Source organism: Mycolicibacter nonchromogenicus, assembly GCF_002101775.1.
Lineage (GTDB): Bacteria > Actinomycetota > Actinomycetes > Mycobacteriales > Mycobacteriaceae > Mycobacterium > Mycobacterium nonchromogenicum.
The window spans coordinates 15021-30477 of the sequence record NZ_LQPI01000042.1 but is presented as its reverse complement, the minus strand read 5'-3'; the positions used below and the strand labels follow the sequence as shown (position 1 = coordinate 30477).

Here is a 15457-nt window from a genome sequence, read left to right as displayed (position 1 = left end):
CCTGCAGGTTCTGAGGCGGTGGGCGGGTCAGGGATTGCGGTGGCGGTCCATCAACGAGACCTGGTGATCACGTACGGTGGCGCCGTCCTGCGGCGCGGCCGTCCACTTGCCGTCGGATCCGAGTTCCCAGCAGCGAGTGGCCGGATCCATTGCGGAGTCGAAGACATCGGCCAGTTGTGCGGTCAGCCGAGGGTTCTTCACCTGCACCATCACTTCGACGCGACGGTCGAGATTGCGGTGCATCATGTCGGCGCTGCCGATCCAGAATTCGTCGATGGCGCGGAAATGGATGATGCGGGAGTGCTCCAGGAATCGGCCGAGAATCGATCGGACGATGATGTTTTCGGAGAAGCCCTCGACCCCGGGCCGCAGTGCGCAGATGCCCCGGACGAACAACTCAATCTGCACGCCGGCTTGGGAGGCCCGATAGAGCGCGTCGATCACCTGCTCGTCCACCAGCGAGTTGAGCTTGAGCCGGATCCGCCCGTTGCCGGAGCGGCGGTGTGCTGCCACCTCACGGGCGATGAGTTCGATGATGCCGGTCCGGACACCGTAGGGCGCCACCAACAGGTTGCGGTAGGCGACTTTCCGCGAATAGCCCGTCAACGAATTGAACAGGTCGGTCAGGTCGGCACCGATGTCCGGGTCCGCGGTGAGCAGCCCCACATCTTCGTAGAGGCGCGCGGTCTTGGTGTTGTAGTTGCCGGTGCCGATATGGCAGTACCGCCGGATCACGGAGCCCTCGCGGCGCACCACCAGACAGACTTTGCAGTGGGTCTTCAGACCGATGAGTCCGTACACCACATGCACGCCGGCCTGCTCCAGCTTGCGGGCCCACTTGATGTTGGCCTGCTCGTCGAAGCGGGCCTTGATCTCTACCAGCGCCACCACCTGCTTGCCGGCCTCGGCGGCGTCGATCAGCGCGGTGACAATCGGCGAATCACCGGAGGTGCGGTAGAGCGTCTGCTTGATCGCCAACACGCCCGGGTCGGCCGCCGCCTGTTCGATGAACCGTTGCACGCTGGTGGCGAATGAGTCATAGGGGTGATGTACCAGCACGTCGCCCTCCCGCAGGGTGGCGAAAATGCTTTTGGGGGTTTCCCGTTCGGCAAATGCCGGGTGGGTGGCCGGAACGAAGGTGCGATCCTTGAGATCGGGCCGATCCTGACCGTAGAGCTGCCACAACGATGACAGGTCCAGCAGACCCGGGACCTCGATGACGTCACCGGGATCCACGTCGAGTTCGCGCAGCAACAGCTCCAGCATGTGTTCGGTCATGTCGTCGGCGACCTCAAGGCGCACCGGCGACCCGAACCGGCGCCGCGCCAACTCCCGCTCCAAGGCCTGCAACAGATCTTCGTCGCGATCCTCTTCGACCTCGAAATCGGCGTTGCGGGTGATACGGAACGCGTGATGCTCAACGATCTCCATGCCGGGGAACAACACCGGCAGGAACGCCGCGATCAGCTCCTCCATCGGCAGGAAGCGAACCTCGCCCCGGCGGTCGCCGGCGTCGAGTGTGACGAAACGGTCGACGTTGTCGGGGACTTTGACCCGCGCGAAGTGGCTGCCGCCGTCTTCGGGGCGCTTGACGGTCACCGCCAGGTTCAAGCTGAGCCCGCTGACGAACGGGAACGGATGCGCCGGGTCGACTGCCAGCGGCGTCAACACCGGGAACACCTGCTCGTGGAAATACACCGACAGCTGCTCGCGCTCGGCCTGCGAGAGGTCGGCCCACGTCACCACGTGAATGCCTTCGGTGGCCAGCGCCGGGCGAACCGAGTCGAGGAACACCCGCGCATGGCTGGTGGCGATCTGTTGGGTCCGTTCGCCGATGCGGCGCAGTTGTTCACGCGGAGTCAGGCCGTCGGCCGAGCGCACCGAAAGACCCATCTCGTCGCGGCGCTTGAGGCCGGCGACCCGGACCATGTAGAACTCGTCGAGATTGGAGGCGAAGATCGCCAGGAACTTGGCCCGCTCCAACAGGGGCAGTGAGGGGTCGGCGGCGAGCGCCAGCACTCGCGCGTTGAAGTCCAGCCAGCTCAGTTCACGGTTGAGGTAGCGGTCCGCGGGCAGCTCGTCGCCGTCGGCGGGAAGCACTGCGGTGGCAGCGGGAGGGGCGGTGGGAGCGTCGTCGTGCGGACGCGAGTCGGTCGTGTCGGTACGCGTCTCGATGAGTTCGCCGGCCTCGATGTCGTCCACTCCGAAATCATGGCTCATTGCGGGTGCTGCTGCCAATGGACTTGGCATGCGCGAGCGCACGTGCCGTCGCCGGGCCGACTCCGAGCCGTCGCGCCACCGCCAGGTCTTCGGGGGTGTCGATGTCACAGCGCAGACCGGGCCAGGCGCCGGTCAGTTCCAGCGCACCGGATTGCCGGTGGCGCTTCGAGGAATCGCGGCCGAACTGGGGATCCAGCGCGGTGCCGAAGGCGAACAGCGCCGCGGTGCCCATCCCGTGGCGATCGGCGACGAAGCTGCGTTGGTGCGTTCGTGCCGCGGCTATCGCCTCATCGAGTTCGTAGGTCTGTAAGGCTGGCAGATCACCCTGCAACACAACGATATTCGGAACGGATTCGGCCACCGAGGCTTCGGCCGCGGCGAGCGCGTTGTTCAGGGGGTCGCCGTGACCGTCGGGAGTGGGGTCCTCCAGCACCTCGGCCCCCAGCTCGGCGGCTGCCGCGGCGGCGGCCTCATCGGGGGTGACCACGGTGATGTGTTCCAGTCCCCGGGCGGCAGCAGCCGCGGTGATGGTGTCCACCAGCATCGCCAGCACCACCGATTCGCGCAGCGGCGCGGGAAACGCCGGCGCCAACCTGGTCTTGGCCACGCCGAGCCGCTTGACGGCAATGATCAGGCCGATGCCGGATACCTCAGCCGGTGCGGAGTTCACACCTCACATCCTGCCAGCGTCGGGCCGGCTGTCCCACGGGCTGGGTTGCTGGCGGTGACCCGCTTCGCCCGGCTCCGCCGTGCTTGCGATCACCGCTGGGCTGTTGGCGGTGACCCGCTTCGCCCGGCTCCGCCGTGCTTGCGATCACCGCTAAGGTGATGCGCCTAAGGGAGGTGGTGTGCGATGGGCGGCACCGAGGGCACGGTCGCGGTGATGGGCGCGGGCGCGTGGGGCACTGCGCTGGCCAAGGTCCTCGCCGAGGCCGGCAGTGACGTCAGACTCTGGACACGTCGGCCCGAGATCGCCGCGCAGATCAACGAGACTCGGCACAACCCCGACTACCTGCCGGGTTTCGCGGTCCCCGACGCGGTGCGCGCCACCAGCGATCCGGCCGAGGCGCTGGATGGCCTGACCACCGTGGTGCTGGCTGTTCCGGCGCAGACGATGCGGGCCAATCTCCAGGCATGGACGCCGTACCTGACCGGCAGCGCCACATTGGTCAGCGTCGCCAAGGGCATCGAGCTGGGCACGCTGATGCGGATGAGCCAGGTGATTGCCTCGGTGACGGGGTTCGACGCCGGTCAGGTCGCGGTGGTGTCTGGTCCCAACCTGGCCGCCGAGATCGCGGCCGGGCAGCCCGCGGCCACCGTCGTCGCCTGCACCGACTCCGGGCGTGCGGTGGCACTGCAGCGGATGCTCAACACCGGCTATTTCCGGCCCTACACCAACTCCGACGTGGTCGGCACCGAGATCGGCGGCGCCTGTAAGAACGTCATCGCGCTGGCCTGCGGGATGGCCGCCGGAGTGGGTCTGGGGGAGAACACGGCCGCCGCCATCATCACCCGGGGCCTGGCCGAGATCATCCGGCTCGGCGTCGCGCTGGGCGCCAAGGGCGCCACCCTGGCGGGCCTTGCCGGCGTGGGCGACCTGGTGGCCACCTGCACATCGCCGCATTCGCGCAACCGCTCGTTCGGAGAACGGCTGGGCCGGGGTGAGGCGATGCCGCCGGTGCCCGGGTCGGCGGGGTTGAGCACCTCTGAGGGTCACGTCGTCGAAGGCGTGACGTCGTGCCAGTCAGTGCTGGCGCTGGCCTCGAGCTACGACGTGGAGATGCCGCTGACCGATGCCGTGCACCGGGTTTGCCACACGGGCTTGTCGGTCAATGAGGCGGTGGCCCTGCTGCTGGGACGTCGCACAAAACCGGAGTAACACGCCCCCGGTACCCTCTGGCGTGTGAATTCCCACGAACGCACCCGCGTGGCCGTCGTGTTCGGTGGCCGCAGCAGCGAGCACGCCATCTCCTGCGTCTCGGCGGGCAGCATCCTGCGCAACCTGGATCCGCAACGCTTCGAGGTCGTCGCAGTTGGCATCACCCCGGAGGGGGCGTGGGTGCTCACCGACGGCAACCCCGACGCGCTGGCGATCACTGATCGTCGGCTGCCGGCGGTCAGTGATGACTCGGGCGCCGAACTGGCGCTGGCGGCCGACCCGCAGCGGGCCGGTCAGCTGGTTGCGTTCTCCACCGCCGGACGTGCCGAGGTGCTGGAGTCGGTCGACGTGGTGTTTCCGGTGCTGCACGGCCCCTACGGCGAGGACGGCACCGTGCAGGGACTGCTGGAGCTGGCCGGGGTGCCCTATGTCGGTGCCGGCGTGCTGGCCAGCGCGGCGGGCATGGACAAAGAGTTCACCAAGAAGCTGCTGGCCGCCGACGGCCTGCCGATCGGCCCCTACGCGGTGTTGCGGGCCAACCAGGAGACGTTGTCGAACGACGATCGGGAGCGCCTCGGGTTGCCACTGTTCGTCAAACCGGCGCGCGGTGGGTCCTCGATCGGGGTCAGCCGGGTGACGTCCTACGACGAGCTTCCCGCGGCCATCGCCGAGGCACGCCGGCACGATCCCAAGGTCATTGTCGAGGCCGCGATCGTCGGTCGTGAAATCGAATGCGGGGTGCTCGAATTCCCCGACGGCACGGTGGCTGCCAGCACGGTGGGGGAGATCCGGGTGGCCGGCGTGGCCGACCGGGACGACTCGTTCTACGACTTCGCCACCAAGTATCTCGATGACGCTGCCGAGCTCGACGTGCCCGCCAAGATCGACGACGACGTCGCCGAGGCCGTGCAGCAGTTGGCGATTCGCGCGTTCGCCGCCCTCGACGGTCAGGGGCTGGCCCGGGTGGACTTCTTCTTGACCGACAGCGGCCCGGTGATCAACGAGATCAACACCATGCCCGGATTCACCACGATCTCGATGTATCCGCGGATGTGGGCGGCCAGCGGCGTCGACTACCCGACGCTGCTGGCGACGATGGTCGACACGGCCCTGGCTCGCGGCGTGGGCCTGCGCTGACGGGATCGATCGCCGCTGCGCGCCGAACGTGTACGGAGCACGAGAAACTGGTCACGTTCTCGGTCTGAGTTCACGCTCGGCGCAAGGCGCAACTGGTCAGCGCGGCGGGCCCGGCCGGATCGGGACCGCCCCGATGGTGTCGGCGATCAGATCGGACACCTCCTGAATCGGTGTGGGACCTGATCCCGGCGGCAGCGTCAGCGCCAGATAGACCTTCCGGTCCACCGCATACCAGGTGGCGCGGTCGCCTTCGCGGACTTCGAACCACTGCACGTGATCGACCACTTGGATGGGTGAGCCCACCACGAAGTCGGCCGGCCGGTCCAGTCCACAGCGCAGCACCACGGCCTCGCCGCTGTCGCCGGTCCAGGCCGCGGCGCCCTGCGGGGCGGGCGCGGCGAGCTCGGCGCGCCGAAAGTCGCCCAGCTGGGCCGGTAGCGCCTCGAGCAGGGCCCGGCAGTCTTGGCTGTCGGCTTGCGGAGCAGGCACCGTCACGACCGGGACCGGTGCCGGCGGCCGTTTGCCCGGCTGGTGTAGTGCGGCCACCGTCAGTGCAGCGCCTACCGCGGTGACGGCCACCACCAGCGCGACAATCAGCGCGAGCCGCGGCGGTCCGTCCGCGTCGTTGTCCGGATTGGTCAAGCCCCGCCTACCGTTCTGATCACACCTACACTCCAGGCTGTGCGCGGTAACGAGCCCACGCTGGGTCAGCTTGGAGAGTTTCCCATGATCGACCGGCTGGTGGCCGGGCGACGTCAGCCTGACACCACTGTGCTGGGTCCCGGGGACGACGCGGCGGTGGTGCGGTGCGCCGACGGCCGGGCTGCGGTGTCCACCGACATGCTGGTGGAAGGCCGCCATTTCCGGCTGGACTGGTCAACCCCGCACCAGGTCGGGCGCAAGGCGATCGCGCAGAACGCGGCCGATATCGAGGCGATGGGTGCGCGCCCCACCGCATTCGTGGTCGGCTTCGGCGCCCCCGCGCACACCTCGGCCGCCGATGCCGCCGAGCTGGCCGACGGGATGTGGGCCGAGGCGGAGCAGCTGGGTGCCGGCGTGGTCGGCGGCGACCTGGTCCAGGCCGACTGCTGGGTGGTGTCGGTGACGGTGCTGGGGGATCTGGCCGGCCGGGCCGCGGTGCTGCGCTCGGGGGCGCGGCCGGGCGCGACCCTGGCGGTGGCCGGGGACCTGGGCCGCTCGGCGGCCGGGCTGCGGCTGTTCAGTGCGGGCGTGGATGCAGCAGACTTTGCGGAGCTGAGGCTGCGCCACCTAGTCCCGCAGCCGCCCTACGGGCAGGGCGCGGCTGCCGCCGAGGCGGGGGCGCAGGCGATGACCGATGTCTCCGACGGCCTGCTCGCCGATCTGGGACATGTGGCCACCGCATCGCAGGTGACGTTGGAGGTGTCCACGGCGGCACTGGCGGCCGATTACCGGGCTCTGGAAGCCGCGGCTGCTGCCGTGGGCGCCGATGCGTGGTCGTGGATTCTGGGCGGGGGAGAAGACCACGCCCTGATCGCCGCGTTTCCCGGCGACGTGCCGGCCGGTTGGCGGGCAATCGGGCAGGTGTTGCCGGGGCCGGCGCGCGTGCTGGTGGACGGAGCGCCGTGGGACGGGGAGGCGGGCTGGCAGTCGTTTGACTCGCCGGGCCCATTACCTTGAGACACCATGACTGCGCGTCCACTACCTGAACTCGTCGAAAGCGGTTGGGCCAGCGCACTGGCACCGGTGACCGAACACGTCGCAGCAATGGGGCGCTTCTTACGCGAAGAGACGTCATCCGGTCACGGCTATCTGCCCGAAGGTCGGAACATCTTGCGTGCCTTCACGTTTCCCTTCGACGACGTCAGGGTGCTGATCGTCGGCCAGGATCCGTACCCGACGCCCGGACACGCCGTGGGCCTGAGCTTCTCGGTCGCGCCGGACGTTCGGCCGCTGCCGCGCAGTCTGGAGAACATCTTCACCGAATACACCGCCGATTTGGGCTATCCCAAGCCGTCCAACGGTGATCTGTCCCCGTGGGCTCAGCGGGGTGTGCTGCTGCTCAACAGGGTGCTCACCGTGCGACCGGGCACGCCGGCGTCACATCGCGGCAAGGGCTGGGAGGCCGTCACCGAATGTGCGATCCGCGCGTTGGTCGCCCGCAGGCAGCCGATGGTGGCGATCCTGTGGGGACGCGACGCGGGAACGCTCAAGCCGATGCTGTCCGACCCCTGCGTCGCGATCGAGTCAGCGCACCCGTCGCCCTTGTCGGCGTCGCGCGGATTCTTCGGATCGCGGCCGTTCAGCCGCGCCAACGAGTTGCTGACGCAGATGGGGGCCGAGCCGATCGACTGGCGATTGGAGTAGCGGTCGAGACGATCGCGCAGACTCGCCGCCGCAACCAGAGGCGGCGAGAACAGAGCGGACTTAGCCGCGGGAGACCTTGCCGGCCTTGATGCAGGAGGTGCAGGCGTTCAGGCGCTGCTTGTTACCACCGGGACGAGCGGCGTGCACGACCTGAATGTTCGGGTCCCACCGACGGCTGGTCCGACGGTGCGAGTGGGACACCGACTTGCCGAAGCCGGGGCCCTTTCCGCAGATATCGCACACGGCAGCCATATGTGACACTCCTCAAAACGTCTGCTTGAGGGCCAACAACCTCAGCGGGTGGCCCGACAACCTGATCAGGATACCCGTCCGGCGGGGTATCCACCAAAACGCCCTCTCCCGGTCGGCCATAGGTGACCTGTGCTGTCGCCCGCAGTGATTAGGCTTGCGGCCACCGGCGGTGCCGTCAGGAAGGTGGGTGGAGGTGGGCAATCCCGATCGTCGGCTGGATGCGGCGACCTTGCGGGACTGGGCACACACCGCCGTCGGTGACCTGATCACCCACACCGACGAGATCAACCAGCTCAACGTCTTCCCGGTCGCCGATTCCGACACCGGAACAAACATGCTGTTCACCATGCGTTCAGCCCTGGCCGAGGCCAACACCGAGGCCGCCTCGGGCCAGGTGGGCCGGGTCGCGGCCGCACTGTCAGCCGGGGCGCTGCACGGTGCGCGGGGCAACTCCGGGGTGATTCTGTCGCAGATATTGCGCGGTCTGGCCGATGTCACCGCTGCCGACCCCACCGTCGCCGTCATCGACACCGCCCTGCTCGGCGCTGGCCTGCGGCACGGAGTCGAACTGGTGATCGCCTCGATGGGCGGCCGCGAGGTCCCGGGCACCATCGTGTCGGTGCTGCAGGCCGCGGCCGCCGCCGTCGAGCGGTGCGCGGCGCAGGGAGCCGAGCTGGGCCCGGCCCTGGTGGCCGGCACCGACGCGGCCGCCGAGGCACTGGAGGCGACCACCGCCCAGCTCGACGTGCTGGCCGACGCCGGAGTGGTCGACGCGGGTGGTCGCGGGCTGCTGGTGCTGCTCGACGCGCTGCGCTCCACGATCACCGGACAGGCACCGGTTCGCCCGGTGTATCAGCCGTCGCCGCGCCCCCGGTCGCCGGAGGCGGGCACCGAGCCGCCCGCGCCCCAGTTCGAGGTGATGTACCTGCTGGGTGAATGCAGCCCCGAAGACACCGAGGCCCTGCGCGAACGGCTGAACCAGCTCGGCGAATCGGTCGTGATCGCCACCTCGGGGGTGGTCGGCGGATATTCGGTGCATGTGCACACCGATGACGCCGGTGCCGCCGTCGAGGCGGGCCTGGCGTTCGGCCGGCCGCGGCGAATTCAGATCTCGGCCCTGGCCGGGGCCACCGGCCCGTCCCCGGGCAGCTGGGTCCGCGAGCGGGCGGTGCTGGCCGTGGTCGACGGCGACGGCGCCGAGGCGCTGTTCGACTCCGAAGGCGCCTGCGTGCTGCGGCCCGACCCACACTGTGCCGAGCCGGCCATGATGATCTCCGCCCAGCAACTGCTGCGGGCGGTCGTGGACACCGGGGCAGCGCAGGTGATGTTGCTGCCCAACGGCTACGTCGCCGCCGAGGAACTGGTGGCGGGCTGCACCGCGGCCATCGGCTGGGGTATCGACGTGGTGCCGGTGCCGACCGGCTCGATGGTGCAGGGGCTGTCCGCCCTGGCGGTCCACGATCCGGGCCGTCCGGTGGTCGACGACGGCTACACCATGGCCCGCGCCGCCGGCAGCACCCGGCTCGGATCGGTCCGGGTGGCCACCGAACAGGCGCTGACCTGGGCCGGTTCCTGCCAGCCCGGCGACGGCCTGGGCATCGCCGGCGACGAGGTGCTGATCGTGGCGCGCAATGTCGGCGCCGCCGCGATCGGCCTGATCGATCTGCTGCTGGCTGCAGGTGGTGAGCTGGTCACGGTGCTGTTCGGGGCGGGCGTCGACGGGCTGGAAGAAGATGTGGTGGACGTCTTGTCCCGGCATGTGCACGACCAGCACCCGGGAACCGAACTGGCGACCTACTTCACCGGACATCGGGGGGACGCACTGCTGATCGGGGTCGAGTAGCGATGGTCACCCTGAGCGACCGGCTGGACTACATCGTGGGTTCCGATACGGCCGGAAAACTCGATGAGTTCTTCGGCATCCGCACCGTCGACGACCTGCTGCGGCACTATCCGCGCAGCTACGTCGAGGGCGCGACGAAACGCGGCCTCGACGACGCGCAGGCGCTCGAGGGCGAACACATCACCCTGGTCGACACCATCACCACCGCCGTGGCCAAACCGATGAAACGGCAACAGGGTCGGCGACCCAACGAATACCTGGTGATCACCCTGGGGACCGGCCAGAAAAAGGTCAGTGCGACGTTCTTCAACGCGCGTGGCCTCAAGTACAAGCTCACCCCCGGAACCCGGGTGATGCTGTCCGGCGAGGTCGGCTACTTCAACCGCAAACTGCAGTTGACCCATCCCGACTTCCTCATCCTCGACGGGTCGGACAACGACAACTTCGGCAGCGACTCGCTGCGCAACATCGCCGATGCCTCGCAGAAGATCAGTGGTGAAGTGCTGCAGTCGGAGTTCGAGCGAGCCTGCTATCCGATCTATCCCGCCAGCACCAAATTGCAGAGCTGGGACATCTTCGCCTGTGTGCGACAGGTTCTGGAGGTCTTGGACCCCATTCCGGATCCGCTGCCTGCCGCGCTGCGCGCCGAGCGCGGCCTGATCAGTGAGGACGAGGCGCTTCGTGCCATCCACCTGGCCGAGAGCGCCGCGCAGCGGGCGCGGGCTCGCGAGCGACTGACCTTCGACGAGGCGGTCGGTCTGCAGTGGGCCCTGGCGGTGCGCCGCAATGGTGAGCTCTCCGAATCCGGTCCGCCGGCCCCGGCCCGCGACGATGGCCTGGCCCGGGAACTGTTGGGGCGGTTGCCCTTCGAGCTGACCGCCGGGCAGCGGGAGGTGCTCGAGGTACTGCAGTCCGAACTGGCCGCGTCGCGCCCCATGAACCGGATGCTGCAGGGCGAGGTCGGCTCCGGAAAGACGATCGTGGCGCTGCTGGCGATGCTGCAGATGGTGGATGCGGGTTACCAGTGCGCGCTACTGGCTCCGACTGAAGTGCTTGCCGCCCAACATGTTCGATCGATTCGGGACATGCTCGGCCCGCTGGCGCTGGGAGGCCAGCTCGGCGGGGCCGACAATGCGACCGCGGTGGCACTGCTGACCGGATCGATGCCGGCGGCCACCAAGAAGCAGGTCCGCGCGGAGATCAGCGCAGGCACCGCCGGGATCGTGGTCGGTACCCACGCCCTGCTGCAGGACGCCGTGGAGTTTCACAAGCTGGGCATGGTCGTCATCGACGAGCAGCACCGCTTCGGTGTGGAACAGCGGGATCAGTTGCGCGCCAAGGCGCCCGACGGCATAACCCCACACCTGCTGGTGATGACGGCCACTCCGATCCCGCGCACCGTCGCCCTGACCGTCTACGGGGACCTGGAGACCTCAACGCTGCGCGAGTTGCCCCGCGGGCGCCAGCCGATCCGCTCCTCGGTGATCTTCGAGAAGTCCAAACCGGCCTGGCTGCAGCGGGCCTGGCAACGGATCCGTGAAGAGGTCGCGGCCGGCCGGCAGGCCTACGTGGTGGCGCCGCGCATCGACGAGACCGATGAAGCGGCACAGGTCGGCGATCAGGAGCAGGGTGCGACCCGCCCCTCAGCGACGGCGGTGGACCTCTTCCAGCGACTGGGAGCCGGACCGCTGGCCGGATTGCGGCTCGGGCTGATGCATGGCCGACTGTCCAGCGACGAGAAGGACGCGGTGATGAGCGCGTTCCGATCCGGAACTGTCGACGTGTTGGTGTGCACCACGGTGATCGAGGTCGGCGTCGACGTGCCGAACGCAACGGTGATGGTGGTGGCCGACGCCGACCGGTTCGGCATCAGTCAGCTGCACCAGCTGCGTGGCCGGATCGGCCGCGGTGAGCACGCCGGCCTATGCCTGCTGGTCACCACCGCCTCCGAGGGGTCCCGGGCGGGCAAGCGACTAGAGGCCGTAGCCGGCACGCTGGACGGGTTTGCGCTGGCCGATCTGGACCTGCGCGAGCGCGGTGAGGGAGACGTGTTGGGCCGTAACCAGTCCGGTTGGCGCGGCGGCCTGAAGCTGCTGTCGCTGACCGACCACGGCGAGGTCATCGAGGCTGCTCGCGCGTGGTGTGACCAGGCGTGGAAGGCAAACCCGGGTGATCGCGGATTGGCCTCGCTGGCTGCGCAGTTCACAGACATCGAATACCTGGGCAAGGCATGAACCCGAGCCGCAAAACGCTGCTGTGGCTAGCCGTGGCGGCGTTGCTCGCCGTGGTGGTGGCCTACCAGACGGTGTCGGCCGTGGGCCATCGCAGCCGGGCCCTGACGGCGCAGGCCGGCATGCCCACGGTGGCAGCCGGCACCGATGTCCTGGCCGGCATCACCGTGGTTGCGGCCCGCACCCACCGTCACGACTACCGCCGTGCGCTGTACGGCGACGCCTGGACTGACGACAATGACGCGCCGGGCGGACACAACGGCTGCGACACCCGCGATGACATCCTCAACCGGGATCTGGTGGACATCACGCATGTGTCGACCAAGCGCTGTCCCGACGCGGTGGCCACCGGAACCCTGCACGATCCCTACACCAACGCCGTCATCGCCTTCACCCGCGGCGCGAAGGTCGGCGAGGCGGTGCAGATCGACCACATCGTGCCGCTGGCGTATGCGTGGGACATGGGGGCCTCAGCCTGGCCGTATCGACAGCGAGTGCGCTTCGCCAACGACCCGGCCAACCTGCTGGCGGTCGCCGGGCAGGGCAACCAGGACAAGGGCGATGCGGGACCGGGGCAGTGGATGCCGCCGAACAGCGCGTTCGCGTGCCAGTACGCCATCGCCTTCATCACGGTCGTGCGGGGCTACGCGCTACGCCTCGACCAGCCCTCCGCCGACGTGCTGCGTGCGGCAGCGGCCACCTGCCCGGCCGGATAACCGACCAGCCGGCGCCGGGGGTGGCAATCAGATACCGGCGTAGGTGAGCGGGTCTTCCCGCACCCGGGTGCCGTCATTGAGGCCGTTGAGGCTCTCCATGTGCTCGTCGGCCAGCTCGAAGCCGAACACGTCGAGGTTGGCCGCGATGCGCTCGGGCTGGGCCGACCGGGCGACCACGGCGTTGCCCAATTGCAGGTTCCACCGGATCAGCACCTGCGCCGGGGTCTTGCCGTACTCACCGGCGATCGACGTCACGGTCGGGTGGTCGAGCAACCGGCCCACCGCCAGTGGGCTGTAGGCCTGCGTGATGATGCCGCGCTCGGCGTTGGCGGCGCGCAGCTCTGCCTGGTTGAGCAGCGGGTGCAGTTCGATCTGGTTGACCGACGGCGTCTCGAACGCCAGCTCGATCACGTCGTCGAGGTGAGACTCGGTGAAGTTGGACACCCCGATGGACCGGGTCAGCCCCAGCTCGCGAGTCTGGATGAGTCCGCCGTAGCTGTCGACATACATGCCCAGCGACGGAGCCGGCCAGTGGACCAGGTACAGGTCCACATAGTCCAGTCCGAGCCGCTCCAGGCTGGCCTTGCAGGCTTCGATTGCGGCGGTCAACCCCTGGTCGGCGTTGGCCAGCTTGGTGGTGACGAACACCTCCTCGCGCGGGATCCCCGACGCGGCGATGGCGCGGCCGACCGCGGCCTCGTTGCCGTACACCTTGGCGGTGTCGATCAACCGGCAGCCGAGCTCCAGTGCCGTCGAGACCGCACGCTCGGCCTCGGCTTCGGACAACTCGCCCACCCCGATGCCCAGAACCGGCATGGTGCGGTCGTCGTTGAGGGTGACGGTGGGGATCGCAGTGCCCGACGTCATTTCACCTACCTGTGTAATCGAATGTTCGCGGATCGGGTCCCAGTCGGGCGCCGTCGTCGAGCGAGGATATCGCGGCCATCTCTGCCGCGCCGAGCTCGAAGTCGAACACGTCGAAGTTGCCGACGATGCGCTCCGGGTGCACCGATTTCGGAATCACAATATTACCCAGTTGGATATGCCACCGGATCAGCACCTGCGCCGCTGTCCTCCCGCACCGCCGCGCCACATCGGAAACAACCGGATGAGTCAGCAGCGAACCCCGCCCCAGGGGCGCCCAGGCTTCGGTGGCGATTCCGAGCCGGGCGTGTAGCTGACGCAGTTCGGGCTGGCTGAAACGCGGGTGCAGCTCGACCTGGTTGACGACCGGCACGATCCCGGTTCCGTCGATGAGTGTCTCGAGGTGCTCAGGCATGAAGTTGCTCACCCCGATGGAGCGGATCCGGCCCTGATCCCGCAGGTGGGCCAGCGCCCGGAAGGTCTCCACGTACCTGCCGGCCGCCGGCAGCGGCCAGTGGATGAGGTACAGGTCCAGAACGTCCAGGCCGAGGCGGTCCATGCTCGCGTCGAATGCCGTCAATGTCGAGTCGTAGCCCTGGTCGGCGTTCCACACCTTGGTGACCAGGTACACCTCGTCACGCGGCAGGCCGGATGCCGCGACGGCCCGGCCCACCTCCCGCTCGTTGCCGTAGAGGGCCGCGGTGTCGATATGGCGGTATCCGGCGGCCAGCGCGGTGCGCACCGCTTCCTCGGTCTCGGCGGGCGAAATCTTGTAAACCCCGAAACCGACGCTGGGGATGGAATTACCGTCGTTGAGCGTGACCGAACGCAAGTTGTCTCCGGCAGCCATGACACGAAGTCTGCCAGGCGGGTCCGGTTCCGGCCGGGGCGCGCGCTGGGCGGACCGGCTGCAGGGCCCGTTGATGGCGGTCGGCCTGAAGGTGATGCCGGCGCTGCCGATCGGGGTCCAGCGGGTGATGACCGGTGGGCGTGCGGTGACCATCGACGGCAAGACCTTGGACCCCACCCTGCGGTTGACGCTGGCCGCGCAGCGCGCCATGGGCATCAACGGGTTGGTCATCGACGACGACGCGGAGGCCTCGCGCGCCCAGTTGCGCGAGACGGGCGCCGGGCTCGGCGGCGGCGATATCCACGTCGATGTGCGCGACATCGTGTTGCCCGGCCCGGTCGGCGACATCCCGGCTCGGCATTACCGCCCGGTCGGTGGTGGTGCCAAGTGTCTGCTGGTCTTCTATCACGGTGGCGGATTCGTGATCGGCGACCTGGACAGCCACGACGCGATCTGCCGGCTGACCTGTCGAGACGCCGACGTCGCGGTGCTGTCGATCGACTATCGGCTGGCGCCCGAGCACCCGGCGCCGGCCGCGTTCGACGACGCTGTTGCGGCATTCCGCTGGGCCTATGACCATGCGGAAGAGCTGGGCGGGATTCCGGGGCGGGTAGCGGTCGGCGGGGACAGCGCCGGCGGCAATCTGGCCGCCGCGGTCGCGCTGCGGGCCCGCGACGACGGCGGCCCGGCGCCCATCCTGCAGTGGCTGATCTATCCGATCACCGACTGCACCGCCCAGACCCGTTCTCGCACCCTCTACGGCGACGGCTTTCTGCTGACCAAGCACGACATCGACTGGTTCACCGACCAGTACGTGGGCCGCTCGCAGGTGGACCCGACCGACCCGCGGGTATCACCGCTGCTGGCCGGCGACCTGTCGGGGCTGCCGCCCGCACTGGTGGCCGTCGCCGGGTTCGACCCGCTGCACGACGAAGGCGAAGCGTTCGCGGAGGCATTACGGGAGGCCGGAGTGGTGGTGGATCTGCGGCGGATGCCGTCGTTGACGCACGCCTTCATCAACCTGTTTCCGTTGGGAGGTGGCAGCGCGACCGCGACCAGTGAGTTGATCTCGGCGCTGCGCGCGCACCTCAGCCGAGGCTGAGCTCCGGAGCTCACGCC

14 protein-coding genes are annotated in these 15457 nt (G+C 68.8%); 8 read left to right on the top strand and 6 right to left on the bottom strand.

What is annotated here, in order from left to right:
* Positions 1-27: 27 nt before the first annotated feature.
* Entirely contained in the window at positions 28-2220 is a 2193-nt protein-coding gene (locus AWC18_RS10710) for an RNA degradosome polyphosphate kinase (protein ID WP_064997009.1), read from the bottom strand.
* Positions 2210-2890: a 2-phospho-L-lactate guanylyltransferase gene (gene cofC / locus AWC18_RS10705; protein ID WP_064997010.1), complete on the bottom strand. Its 681-nt coding sequence runs from the start codon at positions 2888-2890 to the stop codon at positions 2210-2212. The genes AWC18_RS10710 and cofC overlap by 11 nt, the downstream gene beginning before the upstream one ends.
* A gap of 183 nt (positions 2891-3073) precedes the next feature.
* Here cofC and AWC18_RS10700 point away from each other — a divergent pair, with 183 nt between their 5' ends.
* Both AWC18_RS10700 and AWC18_RS10695 read left to right on the top strand, forming a co-directional pair.
* Complete coding sequence (locus AWC18_RS10700) at positions 3074-4099, top strand: NAD(P)H-dependent glycerol-3-phosphate dehydrogenase (RefSeq protein ID WP_064997011.1); 1026 nt, start codon at positions 3074-3076, stop codon at positions 4097-4099.
* 24 nt (positions 4100-4123) lie between these two features.
* Positions 4124-5236 carry a D-alanine--D-alanine ligase family protein gene (locus AWC18_RS10695; RefSeq protein ID WP_064997012.1) on the top strand — a complete coding sequence of 371 codons (1113 nt, stop codon included), beginning with the start codon at positions 4124-4126 and terminating at the stop codon, positions 5234-5236.
* A gap of 96 nt (positions 5237-5332) precedes the next feature.
* Here AWC18_RS10695 and AWC18_RS10690 read toward each other — a convergent pair whose 3' ends face one another.
* Entirely contained in the window at positions 5333-5878 is a 546-nt protein-coding gene (locus AWC18_RS10690; RefSeq protein ID WP_085138704.1) for a DUF3515 domain-containing protein, read from the bottom strand.
* 39 nt (positions 5879-5917) lie between these two features.
* Between AWC18_RS10690 and AWC18_RS10685 the strand changes: the two genes are divergently transcribed.
* Positions 5918-6895 (top strand): thiamine-phosphate kinase, encoded by a 978-nt coding sequence (locus tag AWC18_RS10685; protein ID WP_272937690.1) that lies wholly within the window; start codon positions 5918-5920, stop codon positions 6893-6895.
* A gap of 6 nt (positions 6896-6901) precedes the next feature.
* Positions 6902-7582 carry a uracil-DNA glycosylase gene (locus AWC18_RS10680; RefSeq protein WP_085138703.1) on the top strand — a complete coding sequence of 227 codons (681 nt, stop codon included), beginning with the start codon at positions 6902-6904 and terminating at the stop codon, positions 7580-7582.
* A gap of 60 nt (positions 7583-7642) precedes the next feature.
* Here AWC18_RS10680 and rpmB read toward each other — a convergent pair whose 3' ends face one another.
* Entirely contained in the window at positions 7643-7834 is a 192-nt protein-coding gene (gene rpmB, locus AWC18_RS10675; RefSeq protein ID WP_064997015.1) for a 50S ribosomal protein L28, read from the bottom strand.
* 193 nt (positions 7835-8027) lie between these two features.
* On the opposite strand from rpmB, the gene fakA reads away from it, so the two are divergent.
* From fakA to AWC18_RS10660, 3 genes are read left to right on the top strand one after another with little or no spacing between them, the layout of a single operon-like run.
* Positions 8028-9677 carry a fatty acid kinase ATP-binding subunit FakA gene (gene fakA, locus AWC18_RS10670; protein WP_085138824.1) on the top strand — a complete coding sequence of 550 codons (1650 nt, stop codon included), beginning with the start codon at positions 8028-8030 and terminating at the stop codon, positions 9675-9677.
* Positions 9678-9679: 2 nt separating this feature from the next.
* Entirely contained in the window at positions 9680-11911 is a 2232-nt protein-coding gene (gene recG, locus AWC18_RS10665) for an ATP-dependent DNA helicase RecG (RefSeq protein ID WP_085138702.1), read from the top strand.
* A complete protein-coding gene (locus AWC18_RS10660) occupies positions 11908-12624 on the top strand; it encodes an HNH endonuclease family protein (RefSeq protein WP_064997017.1) in 717 nt (238 codons plus the stop codon). Before recG ends, AWC18_RS10660 begins: the two co-directional genes overlap by 4 nt.
* 27 nt (positions 12625-12651) lie before the next feature.
* On the opposite strand, the gene AWC18_RS10655 is transcribed toward AWC18_RS10660, so the two are convergent.
* Entirely contained in the window at positions 12652-13491 is an 840-nt protein-coding gene (locus tag AWC18_RS10655) for an aldo/keto reductase (RefSeq protein ID WP_064997018.1), read from the bottom strand.
* A 1-nt stretch (position 13492) separates the two neighbouring features.
* Positions 13493-14338 (bottom strand): aldo/keto reductase, encoded by an 846-nt coding sequence (locus AWC18_RS10650; protein WP_207504728.1) that lies wholly within the window; start codon positions 14336-14338, stop codon positions 13493-13495.
* Between AWC18_RS10650 and AWC18_RS10645 the strand changes: the two genes are divergently transcribed.
* A complete protein-coding gene (locus AWC18_RS10645; RefSeq protein ID WP_085138701.1) occupies positions 14337-15440 on the top strand; it encodes an alpha/beta hydrolase in 1104 nt (367 codons plus the stop codon). The genes AWC18_RS10650 and AWC18_RS10645 overlap by 2 nt on opposite strands.
* Positions 15441-15457 lie beyond the last annotated feature (17 nt).